We start from the raw sequence: 12487 nt of genomic DNA on the forward strand, positions 1-12487 counted from the left end.
ATCAGCTTTGCGGTGCGGAGCGCTGCTTGAACCACTGCTCCATCATCATCAGTACCCACACCATGGTCCCATGGTAGCCGGCGTGTTCGTCCAAGTGCTGGCCGACCAGCGCGTCGATAAATTCGGGACGCACGATCTGGCGCGCCTTCAGGTCGGCCAGGCTGTCGAGCGCGAGCTGCTGCAGCGGCTTGTGCTTTTGCAGCCACACGCCGAACGGCAGGCCGAAGCCGTGCTTTTGCTTGGTGATGATTTCGTCGGGCAGGAAGCCGCGCAGCGCTTCCTTGAAGAAATAGCGCAACTGGGTGCCATTGAGTTTCTGCTTGGCCGTCAGGCGCGCCGAGAAGGCCACCATCCGGTCCGACAGGAAGGGGAAGGCCGCTTCCATCGCCGCCAGTTCGCAGGCCTTGATCACCTTGGGCAGGTCGTTGTCGGCCAGGGTGACCTTCAGGTCGAGCGCCAGCATGCGGTTGATCAGGCTCGATGCGTCGTTCTGGGCGTACGTGTGCGACAGGCTGGCCAGTGGCGCGCCGACGTCGGCGCCGGCCAGGAAACCGGCGGTAAACACTTGCGCGGGGCCGAAGCGGCCCAGCAGGTTGTAGGTTTCCAGGCGCGCCGGCATCGGCAGCGAGGCTTGCTCGATGTAGCTGCGCGCCTTGCGAATCAGTTTGAGGCGCTCGCCGGCCGGGAAGTTGAAGACGGCCGGTTCCAGCAAGGCCTTGCGCAGCAGGCCCGGCACCTTGTCGTACAGGGCGAACACATGCTGCTTGGAGTAGCGCTCGTTGCCGCCGAATAGTTCGTCGCCGCCGTCGCCGCCCAGCATGCGGGTGACGCCGTCGGCGCGCGCCAGGCGCGCGCAGTAAAAGGCCGGCACCGCCGAGGCATTGCCGAAGGGCTGGTCGAACACCGCGCCGATGCGCGGAATGGCGGCCACCACGTCGTCCGGGGTGACGTAGTATTCGTGGTGGCTGGTGCCGAAGTGTTTCGAGGCCAGGCGCGCGTACGACATTTCGTCGTAGCCTTCGGCTTCGAAGCCGATCGAATAGGTGTTGACCGGCTGGTCGCCCAGCTCGCGCATGATGCCGGCGATGGTGGAGCTGTCGGTGCCGCCACTGAGGAAGGCGCCGTACGGCTGCTTGCCGGCCGCCTCGCGCACGCTGCTGCGCAGCAGGTCGCGGAACTGCTGTTTCAGGTCCTCGAACGAGTGCTGCGGCTGTTCGTCGAACACCATGCGCCAGTAGGCGCGCTTTTCCACGCTGCCTTGGCGGAAGCGCAGGCATTCGCCCGGCAGCAGGCGTTGCTGGCCGCGGTACACGGTGCCCGGCGCCGGAACCATGTGAAAGTAGACGTAGTTGTACAAGCCTTGCGGATCGATCGCCGCCGGCGTTTTGGGGTGGCGGATCAGGGCGTCGGACGAGGTGGCGAACACCAGCGCCTCGCCTGCCGTCTGGTAGCTCAGTTGGTGCGTGCCCATGCGGTCGATCGCCAGCAGGGCGTCGCCTTTGGCGTCGTCGAGGATGGCGAGCGCAAAGGCGCCGCTCAGTTTGACGCAGACGGCGTCCGGGTCGCGCCGCCACAGGCGTGCCACTCTTTCAGCCAACCCGTCAGCCAAGCCGGCGTCCTGCCGGCCCTGGGCGTCGAGGCCATCGGCCAGTTCCGGTTCGCCCCACACGGCCACCAGCAGGCCGTCGCCCTGGTACAGGTGGGCGCTGGCCGCGCGCGCCGACACCGCCAGCGCGCTGCGCGCCGCTTGCAGGGTGCCGATGGCGTTCTGGTCGAAGGCCGCCAGCGGCGCCGCCATGGCGCCGATCAGGGCCTGGTTGTCAGCGACACTGGCGCCGTGGCCGATCCAGCCACACAAGCCGCTCACTGCGGCTTCCCGGAAAATTGACTCATTGCTATCCTCGCGCTTGCGTTGATGTTATTCGTTGATTGCGGATCGAGTGCGGATTATGGCATCAGACCAGCACTTCCAGCGCCACGGGATGGCTGAGGAAGGCGACCGGGCTGGCGGACAGGCCGTAGGCGCCCGACTGGAACACCACCACCAGGTCGCCCACCTCGGCTTTGGCGAGCGACATCTGGTCGGCCAGCAGGTCGAGCGGGGTGCACAGCGGGCCGACCACGGACACGGTTTCGCGCTCGCCGGCGTGCATGCGGTTGCCGATGGCGACCGGGTAGTTCTTGCGGATCACCTGGCCGAAGTTGCCGGACGCCGCCAGGTGGTGGTGCAGGCCGCCGTCGGTGACCAGGTAGACCTGGCCGCGCGACTCTTTGCGCTCGATCACGCGGCTGACGTAAATGCCCGCTTCGGCCACCAGGTAGCGTCCCAGTTCGATCACGATCTCGGTGCCGGGCAGCGCGCGCCGCACGTCGGGCAGGATGCGCTTGAGGTTCTCGCCCACGGCGGCCAGGTCGAGCCGTTCTTCGCCGGGGAAGTAGGGAATGCCGAAGCCGCCGCCGATGTTGAGCGAGCGCAGGGGACCGGGCCAGTGCGCGGCCAGGCGGATCGCCAGGGCGAAGGTTTTTTCGTGCGCCTCCTGGATCGACGCCGCTTTCAGGTTTTGCGAGCCGCTGTAGATATGAAAGCCCTGGAAGTCGAGTTCCAGTTCGCCGATGCGTCCCAGCATGGCCGGCACGCGCTCGGCGTCAACGCCGAACTGCTTTGGCCCGCCGCCCATTTTCATGCCCGACGACTTGAGTTCGAAGTCCGGGTTGACCCGCACCGCCACGCGCGGCGCGAGGCCCAGGCGCCGGCCGATCACGGCGATGCGCTCCATCTCCGCTTCGGACTCCATGTTCAAGGTGACCCCGGCGGCGATCGCGCAAGCGAGGTCGGTATCGCTCTTGCCCGGGCCGGCGAAGCTGACCAGGTGCGGCGCCATGGGCGTGTCGAGGGCGACGCGCTGCTCGCCGCCGGAGGCGATGTCGATGCCGTCGACCAGGGTGGCCATGTGCTGGACCACGGCCGGCATCGGATTGGCTTTCATGGCGTAGTGCAGATGGATCTCGGGCGGCAGGTGGCGGCGCAGCAGTGCGACCCGCTCGCTCAGCTTGGCGCGGTCGTAGGCGTAGAAGGGCGTGCGCCCGACCCGTTCGGCCAGGCGCGTGAGCGGCATGCCGCCGATCTGCAGGCAATCGCCCTCGACCTCGAATTGCGCCAGCGGCGCGTGTTGCGGGCGCGGGGCGCTCATTGTGCGGCCTTCGGGTTTGCTTCGGTCGATGCTTGCATAAACAGCTGTTCCATTTGTACGCTCAAGAGTTTGCGGTCGATTTTGCCGTTCGGGTTGCGCGGCAGGCTCTCGGGCGCGATGATCACGCGCGCCGGCAACATGTAGGCCGGCAGGTGCGGTTTGCAGGCGGCCAGCAGGCTTTCCGCAGTGAGGCCGCTGCCTTCTTTCGGGTGGGCGATGACGACGATGGCCTGGCCCAGGGTCGGGTGGGCCAGGCCGATGGCGGCCGCTTCGGCCACGCCCTCGCGCGCGTAGACCACTTCTTCCACTTCCGAGGGGCTGACCCGGTAGCCGGAGGTCTTGATCATTTCATCGTTGCGGCTGATGAAGTATAAAAAGCCTTCTTCATCCTTGCGCACCGTGTCGCCCGACCATACCGCCATTTCGGTCAGGGTCAGGCCGTGATGCACGCTCACCACCGGCTTGAAGCGCTCGGCGGTCTTGGCGCGGTCGTTCCAGTAGCCGAGCGAGACCAGCGCGCCGCGATGCACCAGTTCCCCGGCTTCGCCGGGATCGCATTCGGTCCCGTCGGGGCGCAGGACCATCACTTCGGCATTCGGGATCGCCTTGCCCATCGAATCGGGACGGCGATCGAGTTCGGCCGGCGGCAGGTAGGTGCTGCGGAAGGCTTCGGTCAGGCCGTACATCAAAAACGGTTGCGCGTTCGGCAGTGCGCGGCGCAGCGCGTCCAGGGTGGGGCGCTGCATGGCGCCGCCCGAATTGGTCAGGTAGCGCAGGGTGCAGTCGGCCGGCCAGGGCAGGGGGGCGATCTGGATCCACAGCGGCGGCACCGCGGCCAGGCCGGTGATGCGCTCCGCTTGCACGGCCTTGAGAATGTCGCGCGCCAGCAGGTGGTTGATCAGTACGGCGGTGGCGCCGACGCTGAAGGCCGTGGTCAGCTGGCTCAGGCCATAGTCGAAGCTTAGCGGCAACACGGCCAGGATGCGGTCGGCCGGGGTATTGTCCAGGTAGCCGGCCACGCTGTTGGCGCCGGCCACCATGTTGCGGTGCGACAGCACCACGCCTTTTGGCTTGCCGGTGCTGCCCGAGGTGTACAAGATCGCCGCCATGTCGGTGTCGATATTGCGCGCCGGGGTGGCCGGTTCGGCTGCGGCTTCCAGGGCGGCGTCCCAGGCCAGCACCTTGATGCGGGTCAAAGCGGGCGCGTTGTCGATGTTGCCGGTGACGATGACGGTGTGCAGGTCGGGACAGGCGTCCAGGGCGCCGGCCAGCAATTTCAGGCGGTCGGCCGAGGTCACCAGGATGCGCACATTGCAGTCGGCCAGGATATAGGCCACCTGTTCCGGCTTGAGCAAGGGATTGACGGGAACGAACACGCCGCCGGCGGCGGCGGCGCCGAACATGGCGGCCACATTCTCGATGTTTTTCTCAAGATACACCGCCAGCCGCTCGCCGCGGCCCAGGCCCAGGCCGAGCACGCTTGTCGAGACTTGCCGTACGGAATCCGCAAGTGTTGCGTAATCCAGACGGCGGCTGCCATAAACGAGCGCCTCCGCTTGTGGGGAGCGGCCGGCAGAGCGGAAGATGAAGTCGTGGATCAAGTCACTCATTGAAACCTTGCGTACGGCTGGAAGCCAAAGCGTTGCTGTTCGGGACGATAAGGGGCGACTTACGCCGTGGATTGTGCGATGCGTGACGCTAGCCAAATTGTGCGGAGATCAATTTCTCCGTGCAAGCGAAATTTGGAAGAAGTTCAAGTACAATCTTACCACTTGAACACTAACAATATCAATTACATATTACTTAAGCGAATCCAGGCAGGCTGCCAGGGGCGCTTAGCCTAACCGGACCGCGCCAGATCGTTCATGAGAGACTTAATCATTACGCTGCTTGTGTTCGGTTCCTTGCCGTTCATCCTCAAGCGCCCCTATATCGGCGTGCTGATGTGGGTATGGATCAGCGTGATGAATCCGCACCGGCTCAGCTGGGGCTTTGCCTATTCGTTTCCGTTCGCCGCCATCATCGCCGGCGTGACCCTGATCGGCCTGCTGGTCACGCGCGACCCCAAAAAGCTGCCCATGACGCCCATTGTGCTCACGCTCATGGTGTTCGGCCTGTGGATGGGGATTACCACCATCTTCTCGATGTGGCCGGACGAATCGGTGGTGATGCTCAACCGCGTCTCGAAGATCTTCCTGATGACGTTTGCCACCGTCATGCTGATCAAGACGCGCCGCCAGGTGGAGCTGCTGATCTGGACCCTGGTCGGCTCGCTCGCCTATTATGGGGTCAAGGGCGGCATCTTTACCGTGGCCACCGGCGGCAGCAGCATTGTGTGGGGGCCGCAGGGCAGCTATATCGAGGGCAATAACGAAGTCGCGCTGGCCTTCATCACCATCATTCCCGTGATGTGCTTCCTGTACACCATCCTGAAAAACAAGTGGGCGCGCCGGGGCATGGTCGCGTCGATCATCCTGTGCGCCTTCGCCGCGCTCGGTTCCTATTCGCGCGGGGCGCTGGTGGGGATCGGGGCGATGCTGTTCTTCCTGTGGCTGAAAAGCCCCAAGAAAGTGCTGCTGGGCGGCTTGATGGTGCTGATGGTGCCCATTGCCATTACCTTCATGCCCGACAAATGGTCTTCGCGCATGGAGACCATCAATACCTACAAGGAAGATAGCTCGGCCATGGGGCGCATCAATGCCTGGTACATGGCCTACCACATGGCGCTGGACCGCCCGCTCGGCGGCGGCTTCGAGATCTATAACCGCACCGCGTTCGAGTTGTACGCGCCGGTGCCGGATGATGTGCACGCGGCCCACAGTATCTATTTCCAAGCGCTGGGCGAGCATGGCTTTATCGGGCTCGGCATCTATTTGTTGTTGGCTTTCCTCACCTGGCGCAAAGCGGCCTGGATCGTGCGCACGACGGCGAAAAGGGAGGACCTGAAATGGGCGGGGGACCTTGCCCGCATGATCCAGGTCAGCCTGCTCGGCTTCGGCGTGGGCGGCGCTTTCCTCAGCCTGCTGTATTACGACGTGCCCTATTACCTGATGGCGGCGGTGGTCAGCACCGGCTACATTGTCGAGAAAACCCTGGAGGCCGAGGCCGCCGCCGCCAAAGCGGCCGCGCGCGAGGCCGCCCGCGCCGCCCAGCTCGACGCCCATGCGCATGCCCAGGCGCACGGTGCGGCTATCCCATGACCCGTTTCACCACGAAAGAGCATGCCATGTCGCTACAGCGCACCGATCGCATCGATTCCGCGCCGGCAGGACCGGCCTGGGCCGGCATGGCCAGTCGCGCCATGCGTCATCTGGGATTTTTGGGCAGTGCGCGCCAGCGCTTGTCGATCCTGATTTTCCACCGGGTGCTGCCGCGCCAGGATGCGATTTTTCCGGACGAGGTCGATGCGCACCGTTTCGACGCCCAGCTGACCCAGCTGAAACAGTGCTTCAACATCATGCCGCTGGCCGACGCCGTGCGCGCCTTACAGGCGGGCAAGCTGCCGCCGCGCGCGGCCTGCATCACGTTTGACGACGGGTATGCCGATAACGCCACCATCGCGCTGCCGATCTTGCAGCGGCATGGGGTGCACGCGACGTTTTTCATCGCCAGCGGATTTCTGGACGGCGGGCGCATGTGGAACGACACGGTGATCGAGCTGATCCGCCGGGCGCCGGACCGGATCGACCTGCGCGCGGCCGGGCAGGACGCGTTCGAGCTCGATACGGTGGCCAAACGGCAGGCGGCGATTGCGACATTGCTCGGTGCGCTCAAGTATTTGCCGCTGGACGAGCGCCTGCGCCAGGTGGCGGCGCTGTGCGCGCTGGTGCCGGTTCAGTTGCCGACCGACCTGATGATGACCTCCGACCAGGTGCGCCAGCTGCACCGGGCCGGGATGGGCATCGGCGCGCATACGGTGAACCATCCGATCGTGGCGCGCATGGAGGCGGCTGCGGCGCGCCAGGAAATTGCCGACGGCAAGGCCGCGCTGGAAGCGATCATCGGCGCGCCGGTGACCTTGTTCGCTTACCCGAACGGCAAGCCGGGACAGGATTACCTGGCCGAGCATGTGGCGATCGTCAGGGAACTGGGGTTCGAGGCGGCGGTGTCGACCTCGTGGGGTGCGGCGCGGCCGGGAGGCGACCTGTTTCAATTGCCGCGATTCACGCCGTGGGACCGCAGCCAGTTCCGTTACATGCTGCGCATGATGCAAAATTTGCGGCGCAATGGCGACACGGTGTAAGGCGCGCACGCGGGGTGGCGGCCTGGACTGTTGGTCGGGACGCCGTGTACCATGTCACCCTGCTGATCCGGCGCCAGAATGCTGCGGAAGAACCGTTTGCCACGAACCGAAAATCCGTCGTTCCCGCGCAGGCGGGAACCCAATTTCGTAGATCAGCCTGGGTCTGCGGCACGAACTTGGGTTCCCGCCTTCGCGGGAACGACGGAGGAAAAGTTATCGTCAACAATATTTCACGTACCTCCATCTAGGATTTCCATGTATCTCGAAGACATCAAAACCATCCTCACCGACGTGCTCAGCCTGGGCGACGCCGGCAAGGAACTGAACGAACAATCGGCCCTGTTGGGCAGCATCCCCGAGCTCGACTCGATGGCGGTGGTGAACCTGATGGCCGCGCTCGAAGAACACTTCGGCATCACCATCGACGACGACGAAATCAGCGCCAGCACCTTCGAAACGCTGGGCAGCCTGAACGCTTTCGTCAAGCAAAAACTGGCCTGATGACTGCCCATCCCAAGCCGCCGGGGGCCGAGCCCTTCTTTCTCCAGACGGGCTTGGGACAACGTTTTTGCCTGTTCCACCCGCCCGCCGGCGCGCGCTGCCGTGGCGCGGTCCTGTACGTCCATCCTTTCGGCGACGAAATGAACAAGGCGCGCCGCATGGCCGCCGTGCAGGCGCGCGCGCTGGCGGCGCAGGGCTACGGCGTGCTCCAGCTCGACCTGGCCGGTTGCGGCGACAGCGGCGGCGAATTTGCCGAGGCCCGCTGGGACACCTGGAAAGGCGACTTGGCCGCCGGCTGCGCCTGGCTGTCGGCGCGCCTGGACGCGCCGCTGACCCTGTGGGGCCTGCGCCTGGGCGCCTTGCTGGCGCTGGACTACGCGCACGAGGCCGGTCATCCCATCGCCCGCCTGGTGCTGTGGCAACCGGTACAAAACGGCGCCACCTTCCTGACCCAATTCCTGCGCTTGCTCACCGCCAACGCCATGCTGGCCGAGGGCGGCGACGGCAAAGCGGCCGCCAAAAGCGGCGGCACGGCCGCCTTGCGCGCCACCCTGCTCGGCGGCGAGATGCTGGAAGTGGCCGGCTACGAAATCGCCCCCGCCCTGGCCGCCGCCATCGATAGCAAGGACGCGGGCACGCTGGCGCCGCTCGGCTGCCCGGTGCACTGGCTGGAAACGGCGGCCTCGGCCGAGCGCCCGCTCACGCCCGCCGTCTCGCGTCTGGCCGACGCCTGGCGCGAGGCCGGGGTCGACCTGCACCTGCAACAAGTGACCTGCACGCCATTCTGGTCAACCCAGGAAATCGCCGAGTCGCCCGAACTGCTGGCCGCCACCTCGGCCCTGTTCGACGCCGCGCCGCCAGCAGGGCAGCCCGGGCAGGCCGCAACGCACGGCACGCACGGAACGTACCCTGTGCCGCCCGCGTCAGTGACCCCGGGTCCCGCCGCCTGCCGTGAGGACGTGCTGCGCTTTAGTTGCGGCGGCGAGGCCCTGTTCGGCATTCTCAGCGTGCCCGCGCAACCGGCCAAACGGGCCGTGCTGATCGTGGTCGGCGGCCCGCAGTACCGGGTCGGCAGCCACCGCCAGTTCACCACGCTGGCGCGCGGACTGGCGGCGCAAGGCATCGCCGCGCTGCGCTTCGACTATCGTGGCATGGGCGACAGCCACGGCGCCATGCGCGACTTCGAGGTGGTCGGCGAGGACTTGCGCGCCGCCATCGATAACTTGTTCACGGCCCTGCCCGGCGTGGAAGAGGTGGTCATCTGGGGCTTGTGCGACGGCGCCTCGGCCGCGATTTTCTACGCCGCCGACGATGCCCGCGTGAGCGGGCTGGTGCTGCTCAACCCGTGGGTGCGCACCAGCGGCGGCCACGCCAAGGCCACCATCAAGCACTATTATCGCGCACGCTTGTTTGACCCGGAACTGTGGAAAAAGATCCTGCGCGGTCAATTGAATGTGGGTGCGGCGGCCGCCTCGTTCCTGCGCATCGCCGGCGCCGCTGCCGGCAAGGGCGCGGGGAAGGACCAGGCCGGCGCCGCGCCGGCCGCGCTGCCCGAGCGCATGCGGGCCGGCCTGGCGCGTTTTCGCGGCAAGGTGCTGTTGATCATCAGCGGCGCCGACCTGACGGCCCAGGAATTTCTCGACACCGCCGCCGGATCGGACCAGTGGCAAGCCGTGCTGGCCGCGCCGCAAGTGTCGCGCCAGACATTAGTTGAAGCGGACCACACATTTTCGCGCCGCGTGTGGAAAGACCAGGTGCTGCACTGGACCGGCGACTGGCTGCGCTCGTGGTAAGCCTGCGCTCGTGGTAAGCCTGCGCGCCGCCGCCTTCACGCCCCCCCAAAGGATATCGATGAAACTATTGCCTTACCTGTTAGCCGGCACTGTGCTGCTGACCTCGACCGGCGCCCACGCGCTCAATTATTGCGGCGAACTGAAGAATCACTTCGGTCCGCTCGATTACCGCAAGCGCGGCGAGGTCAACCTGGAAATCGTCGAGAACGCCCACTTCACGCCCGAGGTGGAAGCGGGCATCAAAGGCAACACCAGCTATCTCGGCGGCGACCTCGACTACACCCTGCGCGCCATTCCCAACCACCCGCGCGCGCTGGCCACGCTGGCCATGGTCGCCTTGCGCGACAAGCAAGTCAAAGTGCCGGCGACCAAGTGGCCGGTGGAATGCTATTTCAACCGCGCCATCCGCTTTGCGCCCGATGACGCCGCCGTGCGCGCCACCTACGGCACCTACCTGCTCGCGCTCGGCAAGACCGACGACGCGGTCGGCATGTTCGCCACCGCCGTCGAGATGGCGCCGGAAGACCCGACCATCAATTACAACGCCGGGCTCGCTTACCTGAAGAAAAAAGAGTACGCCAAGTCCAGATTGCACGCGAAAAAAGCGTACGCGCTGGGCTTTCCTTTGCCTGGGCTCAAGAACAAGCTGGTCGAGGCCGGCAAATGGGACGAGCCGGCGCAATGACGGGCACGCCGCCACCGGGCTGGCGCCGCCTTCCCGGCACCCACTAGGGCGCACCCGATGCGCCGCCTGGTCCTTGTCTTCCTGGTCCTGATCGTCTACGGCAGCCTGTATCCGTTCAGCGGCTGGAGCGAGCCGATCGCTCCCCTGTTTGGCTTCCTGTTCACCAGCCCCGCGCGGGTGGAAAAGGCCGACCTGGTCCAGAACGTGCTCGCCTACATGCCGTTCGGCCTGTTCATGGTCGCCTGGCTGATGCGCGGCACCCGCTTTCACGTGGCGCTGGTGACGGCGGCCGTGGCCGGCGGCTTGCTGAGCCTGTCGATGGAAGCGATCCAGCAATTCCTGCCCAGCCGCGACGCCTCGCGCATCGACCTGGCATTGAATATTTTCGGCAGCGTGGCCGGCGGCCTGCTCGCGTCCCTGCTGCACGGCCACACCCTGGCCGGGCCGCGCCTGGTGGCAGTGCGCGCGCACTGGCTGCGCAGCGGCACCCTGCCCAACCTGGGGCTGGCGACGCTGGCGCTGTGGGCCTTGTCGCAAACGAGCCCGCTGGTGCCGACCTTCGACATGGGACAGGTGCGGCACGGGCTGGCGCTGCTTTACCGCTCGCTGCGCGAACCAGAGACGATGCAGATCGCCCAACTGCTGACCTACGCCTGCTACCTCGCCGGGCTCGGCTTGCTGGCGCGCACCGTCACGCGCGAGGACAAGCCGGCCTTGCTGTTGTTCGGTTCGCTGGTTGCCTGCGTGCTCGTGCTCAAGATCATCGTCGAGGGACGCCAACTGTCGCTCGAAGCGGTGGCCGGGGCGTTTGCGGCGTGGATGTTCTTGCTGGTCGCCGGCCGCCTGCGCCAGGCCGCGTGGATGGGCATTGCGCTGATCGGCGCCGCTTTTGTCATCAGCGAACTGGCGCCGGGGCCGGACGGCATGGTGTACGGCTTTAACTGGATTCCGCTGGTGGGGCAGATGCGCTCCTTGTCGGGCTTGCAGAATATCCTGGAGATTTTCTGGCCGTTTTTCGCGATCGCGTATTTTGCGCGATTGCGCACGCCGATCGGGCGCCGCCAGCCGGTGGTGGTAATCGGCACGGTGGCCATTGCGGCGGTCGTGTTCTGGCTGGAATGGTCGCAGCAAGGCTTGCCGGGGCGTTTCGGCGATATTACCCAAGTGCTGCTGGCCTGCGCCGGATGGATGATCCCGTGGATGTTCGGCGGGCCGGACTTTAGCGGGACGCCTGCCGCAACAAGGGCGGCGGGCCGGATCGATCCCTGATTCCGCAAACCGTCGCGCCGCCATGGCACTGGCAGTCAAGCCATGGGGCTTTCTGTAAGATGGCAAGGTTCGCTTATGATCGAGATTCGGAAAACGAAAGGAAGAACCAGATGTTAATGTCAGAAGAACGCAAGATCCCGGCGCGCAGTCCGGAGCTGGCCCCGTTGAAACGCGCGGCCGAAGATGGCGACGCCGAGGCGCAGGTCGACTACGCGAAATACCTGCATCAGCAATTCGACGATCCGGCCGAGGCATTCCGCTGGCTGGAACGCGCTGCCGCGCAACAGCATCCGGAAGGCCTGTATATCCTGTCCTTGTTCTATCTTAACGGCTGGAATGGGGTGCAAAGCCCCGGCGTCGGGTTCAAGCTGATGGAGGCGTCGGCCGAGACGGGCTTCCCGGCGGCGCAACTGGACCTGGGCTTAATGTACATCAAGGGCACCGGCACCGCGCCTGATTTGCCGAAGGCGGCGCAATGGATTGCCAAAGCGGCGGCGGCGGGCCTGCCGGTAGCCGAGTATGAAATGGGTTTGCTGCATTTGAATGGCGAAGGGGTGGAACGCGATTTCCTGACAGCGCTGGGGTGGTTCAAGAAAGCGGCGGATCAGCATCATCCCGATGGTCTGTTCTATATCGGCGCCGCCGTGTACGAAGGGTTGGGGACGGATAAAAACCCGGCGCATGGCTGGGAGATTATTCAAGAGGCCTTGCGCATGGGGTCGACGGTGGCGCGAAACAACATCCAGAACTATCCGGAGCCCGCCGCCGCGCCCTGACCGGCGCTACCGGCGCTTGCCTGATCCAG

General features: G+C 65.6%; 10 protein-coding genes. 7 read left to right on the top strand and 3 right to left on the bottom strand.

Features of this window, described 5'->3' with window-relative positions:
- Position 1 precedes the first annotated feature (1 nt).
- The 3 genes from F0185_RS14635 to F0185_RS14645 all read right to left on the bottom strand — a co-directional run bounded on the left by F0185_RS14635 (position 2) and on the right by F0185_RS14645 (position 4801).
- Positions 2–1867, bottom strand: a complete 1866-nt coding sequence (locus F0185_RS14635; protein ID WP_167225559.1) for an asparagine synthetase B family protein — start codon at positions 1865–1867, stop codon at positions 2–4.
- A gap of 88 nt (positions 1868–1955) precedes the next feature.
- Positions 1956–3191, bottom strand: coding sequence for a pyridoxal-dependent decarboxylase, exosortase A system-associated (locus F0185_RS14640; RefSeq protein ID WP_167225561.1), 1236 nt, complete (start codon positions 3189–3191; stop codon positions 1956–1958).
- Positions 3188–4801: an acyl-CoA ligase (AMP-forming), exosortase A system-associated gene (locus F0185_RS14645; RefSeq protein WP_167225563.1), complete on the bottom strand. Its 1614-nt coding sequence runs from the start codon at positions 4799–4801 to the stop codon at positions 3188–3190. The genes F0185_RS14640 and F0185_RS14645 overlap by 4 nt, the downstream gene beginning before the upstream one ends.
- Positions 4802–5056: 255 nt before the next feature.
- Between F0185_RS14645 and F0185_RS14650 the strand changes: the two genes are divergently transcribed.
- The 7 genes from F0185_RS14650 to F0185_RS14685 all read left to right on the top strand — a co-directional run bounded on the left by F0185_RS14650 (position 5057) and on the right by F0185_RS14685 (position 12458).
- A complete protein-coding gene (locus tag F0185_RS14650; RefSeq protein WP_167225565.1) occupies positions 5057–6391 on the top strand; it encodes a putative O-glycosylation ligase, exosortase A system-associated in 1335 nt (444 codons plus the stop codon).
- A complete protein-coding gene (locus F0185_RS14655; protein ID WP_229477014.1) occupies positions 6388–7434 on the top strand; it encodes a polysaccharide deacetylase family protein in 1047 nt (348 codons plus the stop codon). Before F0185_RS14650 ends, F0185_RS14655 begins: the two co-directional genes overlap by 4 nt.
- A gap of 255 nt (positions 7435–7689) precedes the next feature.
- On the top strand, positions 7690–7935 hold the full coding sequence (locus tag F0185_RS14660) for an acyl carrier protein (RefSeq protein ID WP_099873596.1): 246 nt from the start codon (positions 7690–7692) through the stop codon (positions 7933–7935).
- The gene (locus tag F0185_RS34825; protein WP_229477015.1) at positions 7935–9728 is read left to right on the top strand and encodes a hydrolase 1, exosortase A system-associated; all 1794 of its coding nucleotides are present in this window, start codon (positions 7935–7937) and stop codon (positions 9726–9728) included. Before F0185_RS14660 ends, F0185_RS34825 begins: the two co-directional genes overlap by 1 nt.
- A 58-nt stretch (positions 9729–9786) precedes the next feature.
- Positions 9787–10413: a tetratricopeptide repeat protein gene (locus F0185_RS14675; protein WP_166891467.1), complete on the top strand. Its 627-nt coding sequence runs from the start codon at positions 9787–9789 to the stop codon at positions 10411–10413.
- 57 nt (positions 10414–10470) lie between these two features.
- Entirely contained in the window at positions 10471–11682 is a 1212-nt protein-coding gene (locus F0185_RS14680) for a VanZ family protein (protein ID WP_167225567.1), read from the top strand.
- A gap of 59 nt (positions 11683–11741) precedes the next feature.
- Positions 11742–12458, top strand: a complete 717-nt coding sequence (locus F0185_RS14685; protein WP_167225569.1) for a tetratricopeptide repeat protein — start codon at positions 11742–11744, stop codon at positions 12456–12458.
- The last annotated feature ends 29 nt before the right edge of the window (positions 12459–12487 follow it).

Source organism: Massilia rubra (assembly GCF_011682065.1).
In the GTDB taxonomy this organism is placed as follows: Bacteria; Pseudomonadota; Gammaproteobacteria; order Burkholderiales; family Burkholderiaceae_D; genus Telluria_A; species Telluria_A rubra.